Annotated in this window: 22 protein-coding genes; 9 read left to right on the top strand and 13 right to left on the bottom strand. The window is 41.5% G+C overall.

Going from position 1 to position 23095, the window contains the following annotated elements; translation table 11 throughout:
* Positions 1-200 precede the first annotated feature (200 nt).
* Positions 201-833 carry a spore protease YyaC gene (gene yyaC / locus IHV10_RS18065; RefSeq protein WP_197132746.1) on the top strand — a complete coding sequence of 211 codons (633 nt, stop codon included), beginning with the start codon at positions 201-203 and terminating at the stop codon, positions 831-833.
* A gap of 38 nt (positions 834-871) precedes the next feature.
* Here yyaC and IHV10_RS18060 read toward each other — a convergent pair whose 3' ends face one another.
* The 13 genes from IHV10_RS18060 to IHV10_RS18000 form a co-directional block, all read right to left on the bottom strand.
* Positions 872-1606 carry a DUF554 domain-containing protein gene (locus IHV10_RS18060; RefSeq protein WP_137791313.1) on the bottom strand — a complete coding sequence of 245 codons (735 nt, stop codon included), beginning with the start codon at positions 1604-1606 and terminating at the stop codon, positions 872-874.
* 156 nt (positions 1607-1762) lie between these two features.
* Positions 1763-2605, bottom strand: a complete 843-nt coding sequence (locus IHV10_RS18055) for a ParB/RepB/Spo0J family partition protein (protein ID WP_197132744.1) — start codon at positions 2603-2605, stop codon at positions 1763-1765.
* On the bottom strand, positions 2586-3359 hold the full coding sequence (locus tag IHV10_RS18050; protein ID WP_191755486.1) for a ParA family protein: 774 nt from the start codon (positions 3357-3359) through the stop codon (positions 2586-2588). The genes IHV10_RS18055 and IHV10_RS18050 overlap by 20 nt, the downstream gene beginning before the upstream one ends.
* A 462-nt stretch (positions 3360-3821) precedes the next feature.
* Entirely contained in the window at positions 3822-4685 is an 864-nt protein-coding gene (gene noc / locus IHV10_RS18045; RefSeq protein WP_197132742.1) for a nucleoid occlusion protein, read from the bottom strand.
* A 127-nt stretch (positions 4686-4812) separates the two neighbouring features.
* On the bottom strand, positions 4813-5529 hold the full coding sequence (rsmG, locus tag IHV10_RS18040) for a 16S rRNA (guanine(527)-N(7))-methyltransferase RsmG (RefSeq protein WP_197132740.1): 717 nt from the start codon (positions 5527-5529) through the stop codon (positions 4813-4815).
* 17 nt (positions 5530-5546) lie between these two features.
* Positions 5547-7433 (bottom strand): tRNA uridine-5-carboxymethylaminomethyl(34) synthesis enzyme MnmG, encoded by a 1887-nt coding sequence (gene mnmG, locus IHV10_RS18035; RefSeq protein ID WP_197132739.1) that lies wholly within the window; start codon positions 7431-7433, stop codon positions 5547-5549.
* 19 nt (positions 7434-7452) lie between these two features.
* A complete protein-coding gene (gene mnmE, locus IHV10_RS18030; RefSeq protein ID WP_197132737.1) occupies positions 7453-8829 on the bottom strand; it encodes a tRNA uridine-5-carboxymethylaminomethyl(34) synthesis GTPase MnmE in 1377 nt (458 codons plus the stop codon).
* 274 nt (positions 8830-9103) lie between these two features.
* Positions 9104-9736, bottom strand: coding sequence for an RNA-binding cell elongation regulator Jag/EloR (gene jag / locus IHV10_RS18025; RefSeq protein ID WP_197132735.1), 633 nt, complete (start codon positions 9734-9736; stop codon positions 9104-9106).
* A complete protein-coding gene (spoIIIJ, locus tag IHV10_RS18020; protein ID WP_197132732.1) occupies positions 9733-10506 on the bottom strand; it encodes a YidC family membrane integrase SpoIIIJ in 774 nt (257 codons plus the stop codon). The genes jag and spoIIIJ overlap by 4 nt, the downstream gene beginning before the upstream one ends.
* A gap of 37 nt (positions 10507-10543) precedes the next feature.
* Positions 10544-10771 (bottom strand): membrane protein insertion efficiency factor YidD, encoded by a 228-nt coding sequence (gene yidD / locus IHV10_RS18015; RefSeq protein WP_082861542.1) that lies wholly within the window; start codon positions 10769-10771, stop codon positions 10544-10546.
* Positions 10772-10775: 4 nt separating this feature from the next.
* Positions 10776-11123 carry a ribonuclease P protein component gene (gene rnpA, locus IHV10_RS18010; RefSeq protein WP_066399560.1) on the bottom strand — a complete coding sequence of 116 codons (348 nt, stop codon included), beginning with the start codon at positions 11121-11123 and terminating at the stop codon, positions 10776-10778.
* Between the two features lie 190 nt (positions 11124-11313).
* Positions 11314-11448: a 50S ribosomal protein L34 gene (gene rpmH, locus IHV10_RS18005; protein ID WP_007201576.1), complete on the bottom strand. Its 135-nt coding sequence runs from the start codon at positions 11446-11448 to the stop codon at positions 11314-11316.
* Between the two features lie 87 nt (positions 11449-11535).
* A complete protein-coding gene (locus IHV10_RS18000) occupies positions 11536-11859 on the bottom strand; it encodes a hypothetical protein (RefSeq protein WP_197132729.1) in 324 nt (107 codons plus the stop codon).
* A 479-nt stretch (positions 11860-12338) separates the two neighbouring features.
* Here IHV10_RS18000 and dnaA point away from each other — a divergent pair, with 479 nt between their 5' ends.
* From dnaA to IHV10_RS17960, 8 genes are all read left to right on the top strand, one after another.
* A complete protein-coding gene (gene dnaA / locus IHV10_RS17995; RefSeq protein WP_066399562.1) occupies positions 12339-13694 on the top strand; it encodes a chromosomal replication initiator protein DnaA in 1356 nt (451 codons plus the stop codon).
* 171 nt (positions 13695-13865) lie between these two features.
* On the top strand, positions 13866-15008 hold the full coding sequence (gene dnaN / locus IHV10_RS17990; RefSeq protein WP_066399565.1) for a DNA polymerase III subunit beta: 1143 nt from the start codon (positions 13866-13868) through the stop codon (positions 15006-15008).
* A 326-nt stretch (positions 15009-15334) separates the two neighbouring features.
* Positions 15335-15550: a S4 domain-containing protein YaaA gene (gene yaaA / locus IHV10_RS17985; protein ID WP_066399568.1), complete on the top strand. Its 216-nt coding sequence runs from the start codon at positions 15335-15337 to the stop codon at positions 15548-15550.
* Between the two features lie 11 nt (positions 15551-15561).
* Entirely contained in the window at positions 15562-16683 is a 1122-nt protein-coding gene (gene recF / locus IHV10_RS17980; protein ID WP_191755494.1) for a DNA replication/repair protein RecF, read from the top strand.
* Positions 16684-16693: 10 nt separating this feature from the next.
* Complete coding sequence (remB, locus tag IHV10_RS17975) at positions 16694-16963, top strand: extracellular matrix regulator RemB (RefSeq protein WP_066399572.1); 270 nt, start codon at positions 16694-16696, stop codon at positions 16961-16963.
* Positions 16964-16995: 32 nt separating this feature from the next.
* On the top strand, positions 16996-18942 hold the full coding sequence (gene gyrB / locus IHV10_RS17970) for a DNA topoisomerase (ATP-hydrolyzing) subunit B (RefSeq protein ID WP_197132725.1): 1947 nt from the start codon (positions 16996-16998) through the stop codon (positions 18940-18942).
* A gap of 186 nt (positions 18943-19128) precedes the next feature.
* Positions 19129-21681, top strand: a complete 2553-nt coding sequence (gene gyrA / locus IHV10_RS17965; protein WP_197132722.1) for a DNA gyrase subunit A — start codon at positions 19129-19131, stop codon at positions 21679-21681.
* A 90-nt stretch (positions 21682-21771) separates the two neighbouring features.
* Entirely contained in the window at positions 21772-22890 is a 1119-nt protein-coding gene (locus IHV10_RS17960; protein ID WP_197132720.1) for an HD-GYP domain-containing protein, read from the top strand.
* The last annotated feature ends 205 nt before the right edge of the window (positions 22891-23095 follow it).

The raw sequence follows: 23095 nt of genomic DNA, 5'->3' as shown, positions 1-23095 counted from the left end.
ATGAAATTATTTAATCAGCTTTTGCTAAGAATATCAAATGTAAATATGTGATCTACTTTTGAGAAAAACTTCTAGAGTTACGAGTTCACGTGAAACGGGTATAGACTTTAAACAAAAGTCTGTGATTATTGTATTCTACCATGTATAAGAAAAGGATTTCTTCCGTATACTAGTAGAACCATTATAAAGGAGAGGATGTCATGTTCCTCAAACGGAAGCTGGGATTAGGGAAACCCATTCAATATAAATTGCACCACGAAGACAAGGAAGCGATGCTCAGAATCACCGAACAAATATTACCTATGCTTCCGGAATCAACTCATCAGCCAGTTGTCGTTGTCTGTATAGGAACAGACAGATCGACAGGCGATGCATTAGGCCCGCTTGTTGGTACAAAATTGCATAATAAAGATACTTTTCCGTTCTTTGTTTACGGCACACTAGATGACCCCGTTCACGCGGTTAATTTAGAAGAAAAGCTAAAGATGATTGCGATTGAGCATCCAGGTGCTTTTGTTATAGGAATTGATGCTTGCTTAGGTCGATTAAACCACGTAGGCATGGTCTCGATCAACGATGGTCCTGTTAAACCAGGAGCTGGCGTTAACAAACAGCTGCCTCCAGTGGGTGATATGCACATTACAGGTATCGTAAATGTAAGTGGGTTTATGGAGTATTTTGTCCTTCAAAACACACGACTCAGCATTGTGATGAAGATGGCTGATCTGATCGCTGATTCTCTTCATATGGCTTGTTTACGCAAAAAGATTCAACAAAAAAACATGATAGCAAGCACCGAATCTCGTTCACAAGACATTTATAAAATTCAATAACAAAAGCCGCTTCTACGTTCAAATAGAAGCGGCTTTTGTTACATCAATCCTTGCGAGAACGCTAAAATACTTTCCCATTTTTCAACGATAAAAACTAAAATCGTTGCGATGAGTAGACCCGGGAGAAGGTTCGCGACACGAATCTTAGTGATGCCAAGCAAATTCAGTCCGATCGCGACGATCATGATTCCACCCGTTCCCGTTATCTCTACAATCAAGGCGTCCATCAATTCTTGAGAAACGAAGCGATCAATCTGTGTAGCCATCAAGGCGATTATTCCTTGGTATAAAACGACGGGTATGGCAGAGAACATGACTCCGATGCCAAGCGTTGAAGTAAATAGAATCGCACAGAATCCGTCGATCAATGCCTTTGTATATAGAACATCATGCTGTTGTCTTAGCCCGCTATCGAGAGCACCTACGATCGACATCGCTCCAACAACAAAAACAAGTGTCGCTGTCACAAAACCGGTAGCAACCGATCCCTTGTCTTGCTTCCCTATCTTCGTCTCGAGCCACTTTCCGATCGCGTTCAATCGCTCTTCAAGATTCCACCACTCACCGAGAGCGCCGCCGACCGCTAAACTTGCGATCACGATTAAGAACTGTTCACTCTTCAGCCCCATTCCGATTCCCAAAATCGTAACAGCCAAAGCCATCGCTTGTAAGATCGTATCTTTATAACGATCAGAAATATTTGTCCAAAATAATCCTAAAAAGCTTCCTGCAATAATGGCAATACCGTTTACTATCGTTCCTAACAGTGACATTTTTTTTATGCTCTCCTATCTAAGCAGTTCCTCTTTGATTACTATAACGAAAGAATCAAGGTGCATACTTTCAATTGAATCAATAGTGCTAAGCTGTTAATCAAAACTCTTTTAGAAATACCAAAAAAGAAAACCACCTCAGCGATGGTTTTCTGCTTACTTTTCTAACAGTTCTAAAATGCGTTCTAGATCATCTTGTGAAAAGAACTCGATCTCGATCTTACCTTTTCGTTTTGATTTCTTAATCGAAACAGAAGTACCAAAACGATCTCGTAATGAAGATTCTTTTTCTTGGAAGAAAACGTTCGCTGGTACTGTTTTTTTCTTTGTTCCACGTGAAACATTCATATTAATATCAGAGATTAATTTTTCAAGCTGTCTCACGTTTAAGTTTTCATTCATTACCCGTTCAACGACTGGCTGCATCTTCGTCTTTTTCTTAAGACCGAGCAGTGCTCGTCCATGCCCCATTGATAGTTGTCCGTTGGATAAAAGTTCAAGAACAGGTTTTGGAAGCTGAAGCAAACGAATATGGTTTGCGATATGAGGACGGCTCTTCCCAACGCGGGAAGCTAACTCTTCTTGCGTGAGTTTTAAGTGTTCCATCAGCTTCTGATACGCTTGAGCCTCTTCAACAGGATTCAAATCTTCCCGTTGCAAGTTCTCAATAAGAGCAACTTCCATCATTTTTTGTTCGTCATAATCTTTTACGATTACAGGGATCTCTTTTAATCCGGCTTCTGAAGCTGCGCGGAATCGTCTTTCCCCTAGAACGATTTCAAATCCTTTAATACTTTTCCGTACAACAATTGGTTGAAGAATGCCATGTTCGATAATAGATTCTTTTAATTCTTCAATGGCTTTTTGGTCAAAAACTTTTCGGGGCTGATACGGATTTGGCCTTAGCTCTGATATACTGACTTCTTTTATCTGCTCTTCTTCTCCTGCCTCTGTTGGAGGAAAGAAGGCATGCAGCCCTTTACCTAACCCTTTCACCAATGCCGATCACTTCCTTCGCAAAATCTAAATAAACATCAGCACCTCGGGATTTTGGATCATAAATAATAATCGGTTTCCCGTGACTCGGCGCTTCTGATAGTCTGACGTTTCTTGGTATGATTGTTTCATACACTTTATCTTGAAAATATTTTTTTACTTCTTCAATAACTTGAATACCTAAGTTTGTACGTGCATCGAGCATAGTAAGCAGCACGCCATCAATCATCAAGTCGGTATTTAAGTGTTTTTGTACAAGTCGTACTGTGTTTAAAAGCTGGCTTAATCCTTCTAGTGCGTAATATTCACACTGTACAGGTATGATGACTGAGTCAGAAGCCGTTAATGAATTAATGGTAAGCAGCCCTAATGATGGCGGGCAATCAATAATAATAAAATCATAATTGGAACTTACCTTTTCTAACGCTCTTTTTAACCGAACTTCACGAGAGATCGTGGGTACGAGTTCGATCTCGGCTCCAGCAAGCTGTATCGTCGACGGGAGGATATGTAAACCTTCACAGATGGTCTCGACGATTACATCTTTAACTTCCACATCCTCAACAAGAACGTTGTAGATACATTGGTCAATATCCCCTTTATCTACACCTACACCACTTGTTGCGTTCCCTTGAGGATCTATGTCTACGAGCAATACTTTTTTACCGAAATATGCTAAGCATGCACCAAGGTTGACCGACGTAGTCGTTTTTCCGACTCCGCCTTTCTGGTTGGCTACTGCAATGGTCTTGGCCACGTTGTCACCTACCTCACTTAAAAACATTCATTATCTATTATTCTATCACGAAGAAAATAAAATGACGTACGGAATTATAGAAAAAGAAGGATTTATTTTGTCCGGTTCTCAACTTATTACTTCTAAAATCCGACCACTTCAGGAATTTAAATTAGAAAGAATTGAAGAAATGGCTTTTTAGGCTTCAGAAACTGATTACCACCTATACGGAGAGGGGTATTCCACCTAAAAATCCCTCAAATTCTAGCATCAATTCAAGAAATTTTCGACTTAATTCCGCGAGTTTTGGCGATAATCCAGCGAATTTTTCCTGTTTATCCGCGAGTCTACATCAATCGACAATCACAGAAAACCAGATACCCCACACCCATCCCATTTGAGCATTACTTGGTCCGGCCCTCAGCACTCAAAAAGCCAACAAAAAAACCACCAGCTCCCATTCAAGCTGATGGCCTTATCTTTTTATTTTTTCGGAATGCGAATCGTGAACTGATAGAACTCCTCATGCTCTTCTTCTTCAGTATCGATCGATAGCCCGCTTTGCACGACCATGTCAACCGATTGTCTGACCGTATTGATCGCTAGTCGCATATCTTTGCTATAGGATTTACGACGCGATTGAGGCTTCTTTTCTGCTGTTTCAGATTCGATCATTCGTTTCACACGTTCTTCTGTTTGCTTCACGTTCAATTGCTTTTCGATGATTTCTTGGAGAACGGCCTCCATCTTTACAGGAGATTTCAAAACGATCAATGCCCGAGCATGACGTTCTGTCACTTTTTTCTGCAAAAGTGCATCTTGAATAGACTGCGGAAGCTTTAACAGACGCAGCTTATTTGCAATGGTAGACTGACCTTTCCCTAACTTTTGAGCAAGGCCTTCTTGTGTAAGTCCGTGCAATTCTAGAAGCTTAGCATATGCCATCGCTTCTTCAATAGCGGTTAACTCTTCTCGCTGAAGGTTCTCGATAAGTGCTACAGAAGCCGTTTGCGAGTCGTCCATCTCTTTAATGATCGCAGGAATCTTTTCCCACCCGAGCTTTTGGACAGCACGCCACCTACGTTCGCCCGCGATCAGCTCGTATTTGTCGTCGCCGATACCTCGAACGACGATGGGCTGAATGATTCCGTGAGCTTCGATCGTCTGTGATAACTCTTCAATTCGTTCATCTATAAAAACCGTACGAGGCTGAAACCGGTTGGGTATGATTCTTTGAACCGGAAGTTGAAGTACTTCTTCGTTGTCGTTTTTTTCAGCTGGTTCTGGATCTAAGGTTTGCTGGCTCTTTTCGCCGATGCCGAATAAACGTGAAAAAGGATGCTTCATGCGAATACACCACCTTTTGTAATCTGCCTGTTAACTAATTCTTCTCTCTAGTTCAATAATCCTGCAAGTCTGTAAAAATCTTTCTTTTATGTAACAGCTGTGTTTCACATAGAAACACAGCATCAGATTATGAAATAGGAGATTTGTTTGGCGTTCCTGGTTTACGAGGAAACTTCTTTGGTGTTTCTTTTACTTTATCAATCACAATGATATTGCGTTCGCTCTCCTCGATCGGCAATACGAACGAATGAATATCTTTAACTCTGCCGCCTAAAAGTTTGACTGCTTTTTCTCCGTCTCTCACTTCTTCAGGAAGGTTAGCACCTTTCATTCCCAAGAAGTGCCCACCAATTTTCACGAGTGGTAAACAAAGTTCTGATAAAACAGACAGTCTAGCAACCGCACGAGCCGTCACAAGATCGAACGTCTGTCTAAACTCTGGACGGTGCGCAAATGTTTCTGCACGGTCATGATACAGAGAAACATCCTCCAAACCAAGTTCATCTACTACGTGCTGTAAAAAACCAATGCGTTTATTCAGAGAATCAACGACTGTTAGCTTGATCTCTGGAAATGCAATCTTTAGTGGTATGGCTGGAAACCCAGCTCCAGCTCCAACGTCACACACCGTAATGTCTTGCTTGAAATTAAAATAAAAACCTGCCGTCACAGAATCATAAAAGTGTTTCAAATACACTTCTTCTTTTTCTGTGATCGCTGTAAGATTCATTTTTTCGTTCCACTCAACGAGCAGGTTATAATACGTTTCGAACTGTGATAGCTGCTTTTCTGATAATTCGACTCCCTTTTCTTTTAAGGAAGTTTGAAACAATTCTATATTCATGATTTTCACGTTCCCCCTCAACGGGCGATCTTCGCCAGTTTACCTTGTTCGAGATAGATCAACAGAATAGAGATATCTGCTGGGTTTACCCCTGATACACGTGATGCCTGCCCGACAGAAAGAGGCCGAACTTCGTGAAGTTTTTGTTTTGCTTCTGTAGCTAGTCCGTTGATCGCCATGTAATCAAGATCTACAGGAAGCTTTTTGTTTTCCATCTTGCGCATCTTTTCTACTTGCGCGAGCTGTTTATCGATATATCCTGCATATTTCACCTGAATCTCAACCTGCTCCATCACCGTTTCCGGTAAGGCAGTTTCTGCTGGTACGAGTTTATGAATGACCGGATATGTGATCTCAGGGCGCTTTAACAAGCTAGCTGCCGACATTGGTTCTTTTAACGGAGTCGATTGTGACTCTGCAAGAACTTGCTGCACGATTTCGTTCGGTTTGATCGAAACATGCTCGAGTCGGTCTATTTCCTGCGCAATTAATGCTTTCTTCTCTACAAAGCGTTCGTAACGATCTTCTGGTATCAGTCCGATTTCATGACCTTTTTTCGTTAAGCGCAGATCTGCGTTGTCGTGTCTAAGCAGTAAACGGTACTCCGCACGTGATGTTAGAAGGCGATACGGTTCGTTCGTTCCTTTTGTGATCAAATCGTCGATCAATACTCCGATGTACGCTTCAGAGCGATCGAGCACAAGTGGCTCTTTATCTTGAACTTTTAACGCAGCGTTGATTCCCGCCATAAGTCCTTGTCCCGCCGCTTCTTCATATCCGCTCGTTCCGTTCAGCTGTCCTGCTGTAAACAAACCGTTCACGCGCTTCGTCTCAAGAGATGGCCAAAGCTGTGTGGGAACGATCGCGTCATACTCAATCGCATATCCTGCACGCATCAATTCTGCTTTTTCAAGACCAGGAATCGTTGCTAAAATTCGCTTCTGTACATCTTCCGGAAGACTTGTTGAAAGACCTTGAACGTATACTTCTTCCGTGTTGCGTCCTTCTGGCTCTAAGAAGATCTGATGTCTTGGCTTATCATTGAATCGGACGATCTTATCCTCGATCGATGGACAATATCTCGGTCCAGTACCTTCGATCATTCCTGAATACATCGGTGAACGATGAAGGTTTCCGTTGATCAACTGATGCGTTTCGTCACCTGTATACGTTAACCAGCACGGAAGCTGATCTGTGATGTACTCGGTTGTTTCATAAGAAAAAGCACGAGGTACATCGTCACCAGGCTGAATTTCTGTTTTTGAATAATCAATCGTTTTGCTATTAACGCGCGGCGGTGTTCCTGTTTTGAAACGCACCATATCAAAGCCTAACTCTTGCAGATGATAAGACAAGTTGATTGAAGGAGCCATATTGTTCGGTCCGCTCTCATATGCGAGCTCTCCGATGATGATCTTCCCTCTTAAGTACGTTCCGGTTGTTAGTACGACCGCTTTTGCCGCATACTCCGCCCCGGTTTTTGTGATAACACCTCTACATACGCCATCTTCGATGATCAGACGCTCTACCATCCCTTGACGTAACGTAAGGTTCTCTGTGTTTTCCATCGTTTTTTTCATTTCATGCTGATACAGGTATTTATCTGCTTGCGCGCGCAGTGCACGTACCGCTGGCCCTTTACCTGTGTTCAGCATACGCATTTGAATGTGTGTTTTGTCGATGTTGCGTGCCATCTCTCCGCCAAGTGCGTCAACTTCACGAACGACGATCCCTTTAGCCGGCCCGCCTACTGACGGATTACACGGCATATAGGCGACTGTATCTAAGTTCAACGTTAAACATAATGTTTTAGCGCCCATACGTGCAGAAGCAAGTGCCGCTTCAACACCGGCATGTCCAGCACCGACTACGATCACATCAAACGTATCTGCTTTATATCCCATCGTTTTTTTCCTCCTTTATTTATTTTCCTAAACAGAATTGAGAGAACAATTGGTCGATCAGACTTTCTGAAACCGTGTCTCCTATGATTTCTCCGAGTATCTCCCAAGCTCTTGTAATATCAATCTGTACCATATCTATAGGTAGATCCGCTTCAATGCCGCCGAGTGCTTCATCGATATGATGAATCGTCTGCTGCAGAAGTGCGATGTGCCTTGAGTTGGATACGTATGTTAAGTCATTAGCTTCAATTCCGCCTGCAAAGAACAGGTTTGCGATCGCTTGCTCTAATTCATCGATTCCCTCTTCTTTTACTAAAGATGTTGAGATAGCGGGTGAATTCTCTGATAGTTCCTTTATTCGATTCATATCTGCTTTCAGTTCAAGATCTGTTTTATTGATAATGACGATCTTATCGAGTCCTGCAGCTGCACGGAACAAGTTCTCATCTTCAAGTGAGAGCTCTTCATTCCCATTGATAACTAGCAGAATGAGATCTGCTTCTTTTAATACTTTACGTGATTTTTCAACACCGATCTTTTCAACGATGTCTTCCGTCTCACGAATCCCTGCTGTATCAACGAGTCTTAAAGGAACACCTCTTACGTTCACGTACTCTTCAATAACGTCACGTGTTGTTCCCGCAATATCGGTTACGATCGCTTTATTCTCATGAACGAGTGCATTCATGAGTGAGGACTTACCTACGTTCGGTCTTCCGATGATCGCCGTAGACAACCCTTCACGAAGGATCTTCCCTTGACTTGCCGTCTGCAGTATCGATTCCACTTCTTTTTTTACAGTCAAAAGGTTGTTGTTCAATAAAGAATGAGTCATCTCTTCTGCATCATACTCTGGATAATCGATGTTCACTTCTACATGGGCGATTGTTTCTAATAACGTTTGTCGAAGACGCATAACGAGTGAAGATAAACGGCCTTCCATCTGGTTGAGGGCTACGTTCATCGCACGGTCTGTCTTCGCACGGATCAAATCCATGACCGCTTCCGCTTGAGATAGATCAATCCTGCCGTTTAAGAATGCTCGCTTCGTGAATTCTCCTGGTTCAGCTAAGCGCGCTCCCTGCTGAAGAATCAATTGAAGAACTCTGTTCACAGAAACTAACCCTCCATGACAGTTAATCTCAACAACATCTTCCCGCGTAAACGTTCGTGGTGCACGCATGACGCTGATCATCACTTCTTCTACCGCTTGATCGAGTTTCGGATCAATCAATTTTCCGTAATGAATCGTATGTGTATCAACTTCAGAGAGACGTTTTGTCCCGCTGTACACTTTATCTGCAATGGCTACTGCGTCAGGTCCGCTCAAACGAACGATCGCAATCGCACCTTCTCCCATCGGAGTAGAGATCGCTGTGATCGTATCAAATTCCATTGTTGTTTCACCTCGGCTTTCCTCTTTACTTTCGCTCTATATAAATTACCTTTAGTATGGCCTTAAATACTTACTGTGATAAGGTTTTAGTAAAAATGGACATAAATATCCACAATAAAAAATAGTGTATCGCATAATGTGCTCACAGTAAAGAAAACGTGGCTGAAATCAAGCCTTAAAACGAGTTTAAATGTGCTCGTGCCATTAACTTAAGATTAGTAGCTATTAGATGACGCAAACAAAAAGCTCCAGAGGATAAACCTCTGAAGCTTTTTTATCTTTTGCTTGAGGATGTTGGGCGGATAACGACTTTACGAAAAGGTTCTACCCCTTCAGACGTAGTCTCAACATCTCTGTTTTCTTTGAGTGCTAAATGAATCACTTTTCGTTCATTAGCAGGCATCGGCTCAAAAGCAAAGCTTTTCTTCGTAAAAAATACCTTTTGTGCAGAATGCTCAGCTAATCGCTCGAGTGATTCCTGTCTTCTGGTACGATAGTTTTCAGCATCAAGCACAATTTTCACATGCTTGCTTGCAGGATCAGAATTTGCAACCATATTCGTTAAAAGCTGAAGCGCATTAAGCGTTTGTCCACGTTTTCCAATTAAAATCGCAATTTTGTCACCGGATAAATCCAGCACAAGATGATCATTTTCCTGTCGCTGTGTGATGGTAACGGGCACTCCCATTTTGGATGTAACATCCTTAAGGTAGTCGATCGCGGATTTAACAGGATCAGCTTTCACTGTTACTTCAACAACTGCTGGCTTCCCGCCAAGTCCAAAGAAACCTTTTTTGGAATCTTCAAGAACGGATATCTCTACTTGATCTTTTGAAGTCTGAAGTTGTTCTAGTGCTGCTGCTACTGCTTCTTCAACCGTTTTCCCTGTTACCTGTACCTTTTTCACTTTTTAGCTCCCCCATCAACTTGGTTTTCTTTCTTTTTCATTGGGGTCGTAATGAAATATGTCTGTCCGATCATGAATATGTTACCGATCACCCAATATAGAGATAGTGCAGCTGGGAAATTAATCGCAAATACAACGATCATAACTGGCATGATGTATAAAAGCATCTTCATCTGCGGATTAGGGTTGTCCATTCCGCCCATCATGATCTTCTGTTGTAAGAATGTCGTTATACCGGCTACTAACGGTAAGATATAATACGGATCCGGATCTCCTAAGTCAAACCAAAGGAAATTATGGTTTGCGATTTCACCCGTACGCATAATCGCATGGTAAAAACCTAAAAGAATCGGCATTTGAATCAATAAAGGTAAACATCCAGCAAGCGGGTTAACTCCGTTCTTCTGGAATAACGCCATTGTTTCTTGCTGTAACTTCTGTTGAGTGTTCGCATCTTTTGACTTGTACTTTTCACGAAGCTTTTGAATTTCAGGTTGGATCTCTTGCATCGCTTTTGAACTGCGTGTTTGCTTAATCATTAATGGAAGAAGCGCTGTACGGATGATCAATGTTACGATAATGATCGCTAATCCGTAGTTGTCACCAGTTAAGGTCGCAAAGTATGTGATCAACCATGATAACGGATATACAAAATATGTGTCCCAAATTCCAGTGCTGTCACTAGTAATGGGATCATTCATCGATCCACATCCAGATAGGACAGCCATGAGTGCGAAAAGGGCAATCAGTAAACCTATTTTCTTACGCACACTCTTATCCTCCTTAAAATCATAAATCTTATCTCAATTATTTATTGTCCCTTTTTTCAGGCACGAGGTCAACGCCTCCGGGATGAAAAGGATGGCACTTTGAAATTCTGACAAAAGTTAGCCACATTCCTTTAAATACACCGTGACGCCTGAAAGCTTCTATACCGTAATGCGAGCAGGTCGGATAAAAGCGGCATGAAGGCGGTGTTAGCGGGGAAATCCATAGCTGGTAAAAACGAATAATCCCTATAAATAAGGATCTCATTTTTTTACACCCTCTTTTTTAAAACGTTCGCTCTGTTCAAAACATGAAGCAGACTTTTTTCCATCTCGTGAAAGTCCATATTAGCAGTAGGTATTCTCGCGATAACCACGTAATCCCTGCCTGAGAGTAGCTGTTCACTATATTTATGGAAGATTTCTTTAACTGATCGTTTAATTCTGTTTCTCGTAACAGCTTTTCCAACTTTTTTGCTGACAGAAAGACCGATGCGAAAAACAGGCTGATCTTCTTTTCTTAAACTGTATATTACAAATTGGCGATTAGCCGTTGATTTTCCTTTTTTGAAGACTTCTTGAAATTCCTCATTTTTTTTGATGCGTTGTTCTTTCTTCATTCATTTAACACTCCATCAATTATGCAATCTCATTCCAAAGTCTTTTTGTTTCGATCATCACCCAGTATCGGCCTGTTTGGTTCATATAAAACCTTTTACTTCGAAAAAACGACATCGTACAGAAAATACGGACTCGGAGTGAGCAAAATTCTCTCTATAAAAGTAAAAAAAGACCACTGATGTCAGTGGCCTATGCGGATAACACTTTTCTTCCCTTTTGACGACGGCGAGCTAGAACTTTACGACCGTTCTTAGTAGCCATACGTGCACGGAAACCATGTACCTTCTTACGCTTACGGTTGTTTGGTTGAAATGTAGGTTTCATGTATATTACACCTCCCTGAGGATATCTCTTATAAAAGACAGTCTAATAAAGTATAATGACTGACCCATAAATTTGTCAAGCTGGATTTTAAGTTTGTGTTTTTTTGCAAGTTTTTTGCCCTTGAAAGTGATGATCTCTGTTTCGAAATGCTAGTGAAGTTCTTGAAAGTAGTTGATTTCCATTCCAGGCTGCTCGCTTTCCGCGGGGCAGGCGGTGAGCCACTTGCCGCTTTGCGCCCTTAAGTGTCTCACCTGACCGCTTGTCCCGCAGGAGTCTCGCACCTTCCATTCCAATCAACAAACCAACGAAGTAAATAGAAACAAAACACTCTTTTAGAATCAAACCAAAGTTTGCAGAGCTAACGATCCACCGCAGCTTCCCTATTATCGCAGGACAACAAAATAACTCCATATGATCCTTCTACAAGCTTCACCAAAATCTTCACGACCTAACCTGTGGACATCTTTTTCGACATACTTTTCATTATCCACACCAATTATCGACACGTTTTACACAAAATCTAGTGTTGTGGACAACTTTTCTACACAAGGTATGGGCGTTGTGGATAAGTAACAATAACTCGTTGCCAAGCCTGATTATTTTTGATATGCTTGTTGTGTTTTAACTCGTTAACAACCTGCACTGCTAATAAAGTTATTCACAACCTGTGGATAAACTTGTGGACAGTTATCAAAAGCTGTTATAAAGGTTGTCCACAGACATGGTTTTACTGTTCATAATCCTATTATCTACTATATTAATTATCATTCACATAAGGTGTGGACTTTTTATTTTTATTCATAGGTATTCACTGGGTGTACAATTCTTATACAACAGGGAAATGACTGCTGAAATAGGATGATTCGAAAGAGATAAGGGGGGTAAATTGGTTGGAAAACATAAACGACCTATGGTCCAAAGCACTTGCTGCGATCGAAACAAAAGTCAGTAAGCCTAGCTTTGAGACTTGGTTAAAATCAACAACGGCACATGCTTTACAAAATGATACGCTCGTCATTACTGCGCCAAATGAGTTTGCCCGTGACTGGCTGGAATCCAGATATGCAGGTATCATTTCTGAGACGCTGCTGGACGTAACAGGAGCAGCACTTGACGTAAAGTTCATCATTCCACAAAATCAGACAGAACTAGACTTAGATCTGGAACTTTCCATGAAAAAAGCCCCAAAAGCAGCAAACGAGCCTCACGAAGAAGTTTCTCAAAGTATGTTGAATCCAAAATATACATTTGACCGATTCGTTATCGGTTCTGGAAACCGTTTTGCTCATGCCGCATCATTAGCTGTTGCTGAAGCACCAGCAAAAGCTTATAACCCGCTATTTATTTATGGGGGCGTTGGATTAGGAAAAACGCATTTAATGCATGCGATCGGCCATTATGTATTGGAACATAATCCTGGGGCGAAGGTCGTTTACCTATCCTCCGAAAAATTTACGAACGAGTTCATCAACTCGATTCGTGACAATAAAACGGTTGAGTTCCGCAACAAATTTCGCAGTGTGGACGTGCTTTTAATAGATGATATTCAGTTCCTTGCAGGAAAAGAACAAACGCAAGAGGAATTTTTCCATACGTTTAATGCACTTCATGAAGAAAGCAAGCAGATTGTCATCTCTAGTGATCGACCTCCAAAAGAGATTCCGACATTAGAAGACAGACTTCGTTCCCGCTTTGAATGGGGACTTATTACGGATATCACACCTCCTGACTTAGAAACGCGTATCGCAATCTTGCGTAAAAAAGCAAAAGCAGAAGGCCTTGATATTCCAAACGAAGTGATGCTTTATATAGCGAATCAGATCGATACGAACATTAGAGAGTTAGAAGGAGCACTTATTCGCGTTGTCGCTTATTCATCTCTCATTAACCAAGATATGAATGCAGATCTTGCAGCAGAAGCACTTCGCGATATAATTCCTTCTGCAAAGCCAAGAACATTGACCATTCATCATATACAAGAAGTAGTTGGCAAGCATTACAATGTGAAGTTAGAAGATTTCACAGCGAAGAAACGAACAAAGTCTGTAGCTTTTCCTAGACAGATCGCGATGTATCTTTCTCGTGAACTAACAGATAATTCTTTACCTAAGATTGGTGAAGAATTTGGTGGTCGAGACCATACAACGGTACTTCATGCTCATGAAAAGATCTCTACTATGCTGATTACCGATCATGTTTTGCAAAGAAAAGTGCAAGAAATTCACGATCAGCTTAAATCGAATTAAATAAGCGCACTGAATACTGTGAATAACTGCAGTTACTTTATACACAGTCTGTCCACATGTGGATAGGCTGTTCTATCTTTGTTTTCTAGGGTTATCCACACATTCACAGCGCCTAGTACTATTACTACTATTTTTTTAAAAGATTTTAATAAATATCAGGGGGGCAAAATAATGAAAGTTAAGATTCAGTTAAACCAGTTGATTGAAGCTGTTCAAGATGTAATGAAAGCTGTATCTTCTAGAACGACAATTCCGATTCTTACGGGAATCAAAATGGAAGTAACGTATGACGGTGTTCATCTGACTGGTAGTGATTCTGATATTTCAATTGAACGACTGATACCGGTTGAAGAAGGGGATCTAGTACATATCGAAGTGAAGCAAGAAGGAAGTGTTGTACTTCCGGCTCGTTATTTTTCAGAGATCGTTAAAAAACTTCCGAATGATTCTGTTGAGATTGAAGTAGGTGAGCGTTTTGAAACAACTCTACGCTCAGGCGCTTCTGAATTTAGCCTTTTAGGATTAGATCCTGAAGAATACCCTAGATTACCGCAGATCGAAGAGAACTTAGTCTTTGAGATCCAAAGTGATCTGTTGAAAGCAATGATTCGCCAAACTGTCTTTGCGGTGTCCACCTCAGAAACACGCCCTATCCTAACAGGTGTTAACTGGACGTTAACTGACGGTGTTCTAAACTGTATTGCAACAGATAGTCATCGCTTGGCTGAACGAAAAATGCCGATTGATTCTCAAAGTGAAGAGCTTTCCTTCCAGAACGTCGTGATTCCTGGAAAGAGCTTGAACGAACTTTCAAAGATTCTTGATGAGAATGCTGAAAAGGTTCAAATCGTTGTAACGAACAATCAGATCTTGTTCAAAGCTAAAAACATCTTATTGTTCTCAAGATTATTAGACGGTAACTATCCGGATACTTCAAAACTGATTCCTTCAGAGAGCAAGACTACATTCGTGTTGAAGACGAAGGAATTCTTACAAGCGATCGACCGTGCTTCCTTATTAGCTAGAGAAGGAAGAAACAACGTCGTGAAACTAGCAACACTCGATAACCAAACAATCGAACTTTCTTCAAATTCTCCAGAGATCGGTAAAGTATTTGAACACATGATCGCAGAGGAGATTGAGGGAGAAGAGCTGAAAATCTCATTCAACGCAAAATATGTGATGGAAGCTCTAAAAGTGATGGATTGCACGGAGATCAGCATCCTGTTTACAGGTGCGATGAGACCGTTTCTTATCCAACCCGTATCAGACGATTCGATCCGCCAATTAATCTTGCCTGTAAGAACTTACTAAAATATAAAGCTGCCGGAATCACCGGTGGCTTTCTTTTCTTTCTAAGTCCACCGTTTTTTGGAGAAACTAGTAAGAGTGAGATGTTTTTACTAATATTTTCACAACAGATTTTATGAATTTTATTTTTGAATTTTGTTTATTTCACATCATCGAGTATTGATCGTAGTGGAAGGTGCGAGACTCCTGCGGGACAAGCGGTCAGGTGAGACACTTAATGTCGCATAGCGGCAAGTGGCTCACCGCCTGCCCCGCGGAAAGCGAGCAACCTGGAGTGCAAATCAATCACTTTCAAAGCAATAAGCAACAACCAGGAGGTTTTTTAAAAAATGGAAAACGTAAAGATCAACACTGAATTCATCACCCTTCAACAACTGTTGAAAACTACCGATGTCATCCAATCGGGAGGAATGGTAAAATGGTATTTAGCAGAACATGAAGTTCTTGTGAACGGAGAACATGAAACACGCCGAGGTAAGAAACTATATGCGGGTGATGTCGTGTCCATTCCAGAAGTAGGAGAGTTCAAGGTAACAACGGAATAGGGGGTATCCCTTTGCATATTGAAAAGCTTCAGCTTAGGAATTACAGAAACTATAAAGAACAATCTCTGGAATTCGAGAATAAGGTCAATGTTTTTCTAGGTGAGAATGCACAAGGAAAAACAAATGTCATGGAATCCATCTATGTTTTGGCCATGGCAAGATCATATCGAACAGCAAAAGATAAAGAGTTGATATCTTGGGACGAAGAATATGCTAAAATAGAGGGTAGCATCAAAAAGAGAAACAGTTCTTTTGATTTAAGTCTCGTCATCTCACAAAAAGGAAAAAAAGCGAAAATCAGCCGCATTGAACAACGACGGTTAACCGATTACGTTGGACATCTAAATGTGGTTATGTTTGCACCTGAGGATCTTAATCTTGTAAAAGGCAGTCCACAGGTGCGTCGTCGTTTTATTGACATGGAAATCGGACAGGTTAACGCGGTTTATCTAAATGACCTTTCTGTGTACCAAAAGATTTTATCTCAGCGAAACTCTTTATTAAGAGAGATGTATCGCAACAAAAGTCAGCAAAACATGACGATGCTCGAGATCTTAACCGAACAGCTTATTGATAAAGCAGCCAGAGTGACGTTGAAACGTATGAAATACATGGAAAAGCTTCAAAGTTGGGCAGAACCGATCCACCACGGGATATCGAGAGGATTGGAAACTCTAAAAATTCATTACAAACCAACTATAGAGGTATGCGATGAGCTCGACTTGTCGAAAATGATAGAAGCGTTTCATCTAAAGTTTGGTAAAATAAAAGAAAAAGAGATTGACCGAGGAACTTCTTTATTTGGTCCTCATCGGGACGATCTGCTTTTTTCAGTGAACGGAAAAGACGTGCAGACATTCGGATCTCAAGGACAACAAAGAACGACTGCTCTTTCTTTAAAGCTCGCTGAAATTGATCTGATTCATTCAGAAGTCGGAGAATACCCGATACTATTGTTGGACGATGTGTTATCTGAACTAGACGATTTCAGACAATCGCATCTTTTAAATACGATTCAAGGTAAAGTACAAACCTTTGTTACAACGACTAGTGTGGAAGGGATACACCACGAAACACTTGAGAAAGCCGCAACTTACAAAGTTCACGCAGGCTCTATAGAACGTTTGAAATGAGGTGAGGACATTGCTTCTGCATTTAGGTGATGAAGAAGTTATTCATTCAAAAGATGTGCTGGCGATATTGGATATCAATGCGTTAAAGGCTTCTGAGTTAGCTTTAGAGTTTCTTAAAAAGCATGAGAACAATCAGACACTGACCGATTTAAGCGGAAATGCTGCAAAATCTGTAATCATTACAGATAAAACGATCTATCTATCTCCTCTTTCTGCCTCTACGTTAAAAAAGAGAGCCTCTGATCGCCTCGAACTTGAAAATGGCTGGAATATAAAATAAAGGTTTTATAAATAAAGCGTTTTTAAACCGGAATGAAGGTGAACGAATTGACGACTGAACAACAGTTAGAACAACAGCAAAATTATGATGAAAGTAATATCCAGGTACTTGAAGGTCTTGAAGCCGTCCGTAAACGTCCAGGGATGTATATCGGTGCTACGAACGTACGCGGTCTTCACCATCTTGTATGGGAAATCGTCGATAACTCGATCGATGAAGCCTTAGCGGGTCATTGTGACACGATTCGAATTACGATTGAAGAAGACAACAGCATCACGGTAGTAGATAACGGACGTGGTATCCCAGTAGGTATGCATGAAAAAATGGGAAGACCTGCTCTAGAAGTTATCATGACGGTTCTCCATGCCGGAGGAAAGTTTGGTGGTGGAGGTTATAAAGTATCAGGCGGACTGCATGGTGTTGGTGCCTCAGTTGTTAATGCCTTGTCTACGATGCTTGAAGTTACCGTATCTCGTGACGGGAAACTGCACTATCAATCTTATGAACGCGGCGTGCCGACTGCAGATCTTAAAGTTATCGGCGAAACTGACAAAACAGGTACTCGTACTCACTTCAAACCAGACCCTGAAATTTTTACTGAATCATTAGAATATGATTTCCCTACTCTTTCAAACCGTATTCGTGAACTGGCATACTTAAACCGTGGTCTTCGTATCATTGCTGAAGACAAACGTGGTGAAGAGCCAGTTGTAAAGGAATACCACTATGAAGGCGGGATTAAATCTTATGTAGAGCACATCAACCGTACGCGTGAAGTGCTGCATGAAGAACCGATCTTCGTTGAAGGGGAAAAGGACGGCATCTCGGTTGAGATCGCATTCCAATACAACGACAGCTACGCAAGCAACATCTATTCGTTCGCGAACAACATCAATACACATGAAGGCGGTACGCACGAGTCAGGGTTTAAGACAGCACTAACACGTGTGATCAATGATTATGGCCGCAAGAACAATCTGTTCAAAGACAATGATACGAACTTAACAGGTGAAGACGTTCGTGAAGGACTAACAGCGATCATCTCAATCAAACACCCTGATCCTCAGTTCGAAGGGCAAACGAAAACGAAGCTCGGAAACTCTGAAGCAAGACAGATTACAGAATCTATCTTCTCAGAGACGTTTTCATCCTTCATGCTCGAGAATCCGGTCGTTGCGAAATCAATCGTTGAAAAAGGGATGATGGCACTACGTGCGCGTGTTGCTGCTAAAAAAGCACGTGAACTAACACGACGTAAGAGTGCGTTAGAAGTATCGTCACTGCCTGGTAAACTGGCAGACTGTTCTTCTAAAGATGCAAGCATCTCTGAGATCTATGTGGTTGAGGGTGACTCTGCCGGTGGTTCGGCAAAGCAAGGACGTGACCGTCATTTCCAAGCGATCTTGCCACTTCGCGGTAAGATTATCAACGTTGAAAAAGCACGACTAGATAAGATCCTTTCAAATAACGAGGTACGTGCGATCATCACGGCTTTAGGAACAGGAATCGGCGATGAGTTTGATATAACAAAAGCACGTTATCACAAGATCATCATCATGACAGATGCCGATGTCGATGGTGCACATATCCGTACGTTGCTTCTAACGTTCTTTTTCAGATATATGCGTCCGATTATTGAACACGGCTATATCTATATCGCACAGCCTCCGCTTTATAAGATACAGCAAGGTAAACGTATAGAGTATGCCTACAACGATAAAGAACTTGAAAAGTTGCTAGCTGAACTTCCGCAAGTGCCTAAGCCTCAGCTTCAGCGTTATAAAGGTCTAGGTGAGATGAATCCATCTCAGTTATGGGAAACGACAATGGACCCAGAGACACGTACATTGCTGCAAGTGGAAATGAAAGATGCGATGGCAGCTGATGAAACGTTCGATATCTTAATGGGTGACAAAGTTGAACCGCGCCGTGACTTTATCCAAGAAAACGCACAATATGTGACGAACTTAGATATATAAGTGAGGCACGCTTGCGGTAAGCAGTTACTTTAAAGTAAATAATCATATAAAATGCTTAGCGGTAAACATTGCAAAAGCTGAACATAAGAGATACTGAAGCTGGACAAGGTCCAGTTTCGGTGCGTTTAAGAGCCGAATTAGGGGGCTTTAAAAACCTGTTCTAAAGAGGTTATGGAGGTAAAATGAATGTCTGAAATGGAACGTTCCCGGATTAAAGAAATTAATATTAGTACGGAAATGAAAGCATCGTTCATGGATTATGCCATGAGTGTTATTGTCAGCCGAGCTTTGCCAGATGTGCGTGACGGATTAAAGCCTGTTCACAGACGTATCCTTTATGCGATGAACGATCTTGGCATGACGGCTGATAAAGCGTACAAAAAGTCTGCTCGTATCGTCGGTGAAGTAATCGGTAAGTACCACCCTCACGGTGACTCTGCTGTATACGACACGATGGTTCGTATGGCACAGGATTTCAACTTCCGCCACATGCTGATCGATGGTCACGGTAACTTTGGTTCAGTCGACGGCGATGCAGCGGCAGCGATGCGTTACACAGAAGCACGTATGTCTAAGATCGCCATGGAAATGGTACGAGACATCAACAAAGATACGATCGGCTACAAAGATAACTATGATGGATCTGAACAAGAACCGGTTGTATTACCTGCTCGTTTTCCGAACTTGCTCGTTAACGGTGCTGCAGGGATCGCGGTTGGTATGGCAACGAACATTCCGCCGCATCAATTAGGTGAAGTCATCGATGGAATTTTAGCAGTAAGTGAAAATCCGGATATCACGATTCCTGAACTCATGGAAATTATTCCAGGCCCAGACTTTCCAACGGCAGGTGAAATCCTAGGACGTGAAGGAATTCGCAAAGCTTACACAACTGGAAGAGGTTCTATCATTATCCGCGCAAAAGCTGAAATCGAAGAGATGCCTAGCGGAAAACAAGCGATTATCGTAACGGAACTTCCTTATCAAGTAAACAAAGCTCGTTTGATCGAAAAGATCGCTGAGCTCGTTCGTGATAAAAAGATTGAAGGGATCACGGATCTTCGTGATGAGTCTGACCGTAACGGTATGCGCATCGTGATGGAGATACGCCGTGATGCGAATGCAAATGTTATTTTAAATAATTTATATAAACAGACAGCACTACAGACAAGCTTTGGTATCAATATGCTTGCACTTGTTGATGGACATCCAAAAGTTCTTAACATCAAAGAATGTTTGTACCATTATCTGAAGCATCAGCAAGTCATCATCCGTCGCCGTACGGAATTTGATCTTAAAAAAGCAGAAGCAAGAGCTCATATCCTAGAAGGTCTTCGTATCGCACTGGATCATCTAGATGAAGTAATTGCACTTATCCGTGCTTCAAGAACAACGGACCTTGCACGTGAAGGCTTAATGGAGAAGTTTGAATTAAGTTACGAGCAGTCTCAAGCTATCTTAGATATGCGATTGCAGCGTTTGACAGGTTTAGAGCGAGACAAGATCGAGAACGAATACAATGATCTTGTTGCTTTAATCACGGAATTGAGAGCGATTCTTGCAGATGAACAAAGAATTCTTGAGATCATTCGTACAGAGCTTATCGAGATCAAAGAGAAGTACGACAACCCTAGACGTACGATCATCTCTGTAGGATTTAATAGTATTGAAGACGAAGATCTGATTCCTCGTTCAAATATCGTAATTACATTAACGAACAAAGGCTACATCAAGCGCCTTCCGATCTCTACTTACCGCTCACAGCGTCGTGGTGGTAAAGGGATCCAAGGAATGGGCACGAGTGAGGATGACTTTGTTGAACAGTTGTTTACGACAAATACGCACAACTACATCCTGTTCTTCACGAATAAAGGGAAGGCTTATAGGCTAAAAGGCTACGAGATTCCTGAATACGGCAGAACAGCAAAAGGAATTCCGATCATCAACTTGCTGCAGATCGAGCAAGGTGAAACGATCTCTGCTGTAATACCTGTAGAAGACATGGAAAGTGATGAGATCTACCTTAACTTCATGACGAAGCAAGGAATCACGAAACGATCTCCGTTATCAGCTTATAGCAACATCCGTAAAGGTGGTCTTTTTGCGATAAACCTTCGTGAAGAAGATGAGCTGATGGGCGTTCGTTTAACAGATGGAACAAAAGATATCATCGTCGGAACGAAACAAGGGATGTCGATTCGTTATCAAGAGACAGATGTTCGATCAATGGGTAGAACAGCAACGGGTGTTAAAGCGATCACTCTTGGTGATGACGATGCGGTTGTAGGTATGGAAGTCTTAGATGAGACGCAAGATATCTTGATCGTTACAGATAGAGGTTACGGAAAACGTACACCTATGAGTGAATACCGTCTTCAGTCACGTGGTGGTAAAGGAATTAAAACCGTAAACATCACTGAAAAGAACGGTCCAGTTGTTACGCTTAAAACTGTAACGGACGAAGAAGACCTTATGATCATTACAGCAAAAGGAATCATCATTCGTATGAACATCTCAGGCATCTCCCAAATGGGACGTAACACTCAAGGTGTTAGATTGATGACTATGAATGATACGAATCACGTAGCAACAGTAGCTGTTGTAGAACGTGAAGAAGAAACGGATGAGTTGCTGGATGAAGAAGGTAACCCAATCATTACAGAAGGTGAAGAAGGTATAGCACCTGCTGAAGAAACAACAGCTCCAGAAACAGACACAAACGAAGAGAATAACGAATAATTTCTAAAAAGAGGAAAATGTATCTACATTTTCCTCTTTTTTATATGTAAAATAAAATTATGACCTTCCAAATAAAAGGAGCTTTTTTGTATGAAGATAAAAACGAGTCAAGCTAAGGCCGGGCAGATGCTGGTTCAGGATGTCTTCTCGATGACTAATCAGCCGATCGTCAATAAAAACACGAGATTGAATGTTGAGCATCTGCGCGTACTTACTCGTTTTCAGATCGAAGAGATAGATGTGTTGAATGAGTCAACTTTCGGTGTGAACACAACACGTGGAGTAAAAGATTCACTGAATCATAGAAGTGATGCGACGATATCTGAAGAACAAATACATACCCAAGTGCCTCAAAAAGAAGAGCTTTCTTTTCCAGCGCTATATATGCAAACGGTAAAACGTTATAAGCAATTGTTTACAAACTGGCAATCTGGCAGTGGGGTCGATATGCTCGAAGTACGTCAGAGTGTTCTTCCTGTATTAGAGAAAGGATCGAGTGTACCGAAAGAGATCCTCTTGCTACACCACTACGCTACGAGTGCTGATTATATGTACCACCATTCAATAGCAGTAGGCATCCTTAGCACGTTCCTGGCTAAAAAGTTAAACTTCTCTAGCGGAGATTGCATACAGATCGGCCTAGCAGGCGTGTTGTCCGATTGCGGCATGGCAAAAGTCCAGCCTACTTTATTAAAAAAGAGCGGGTCATTAACGACAGCTGAATTTGATGAAGTGAAGAAACACACGATTCAAGGCTACAACATGCTGAAAAAGATTCCCTCTATTAAAGAAGGTGTTCTTCTCGGTGTCCTTCAACATCACGAACGAACAGATGGGTCAGGCTATCCTTTAAAAGTTCAAGGAAACAAGCTTCATCCATTTAGTAAAGTTCTAGCAGTTGCTGATGTTTACTTAGCCATGACTGCCGAACGACCATATCGAAGCAAGCAGTCTCCTTTTAAAGTGCTTGAGATGATGATGAAAGATCAGTTTGGGAAATTTGATCATCAAGTTATGCAAGCTATGATAGCGGGTCTTTCCACCTTATCAGTGGGCAGCCGTGTTAGACTTACAAACTATGATATCGGTGAGATCGTCTTTATAGAAGAAAGCCAACCGACACGACCAATGATCAAGTTAGAAACAAACGGTGATATCATCGCACTTAAAAACCGCAACGATCTCTTTATAGAAGAGCTTTTATCATAGGATAGAAGCTTTTTTAATTTAGGTATTGCCATGGGTTGGTAACCGTGGTAAACTAATCAAGCTGTCTCAGAAACAGCACAATATAAACTGTTAGCACGATGAAATGTTTCACAATGAAATGTTTTTAAAAAAAGTTAAAGAAAGCTATTGACTCTAGTGCTTCAGCGTGATATATTATTAAAGTCGCCAAAACAAAACGGCGAAC

Origin of the sequence: Fictibacillus sp. 5RED26 (assembly GCF_015903895.1) — a bacterium.
GTDB lineage: Bacteria > Bacillota > Bacilli > Bacillales > Fictibacillaceae > Fictibacillus > Fictibacillus phosphorivorans.
This window is presented reverse-complemented; position numbering and strand designations above follow the sequence as displayed.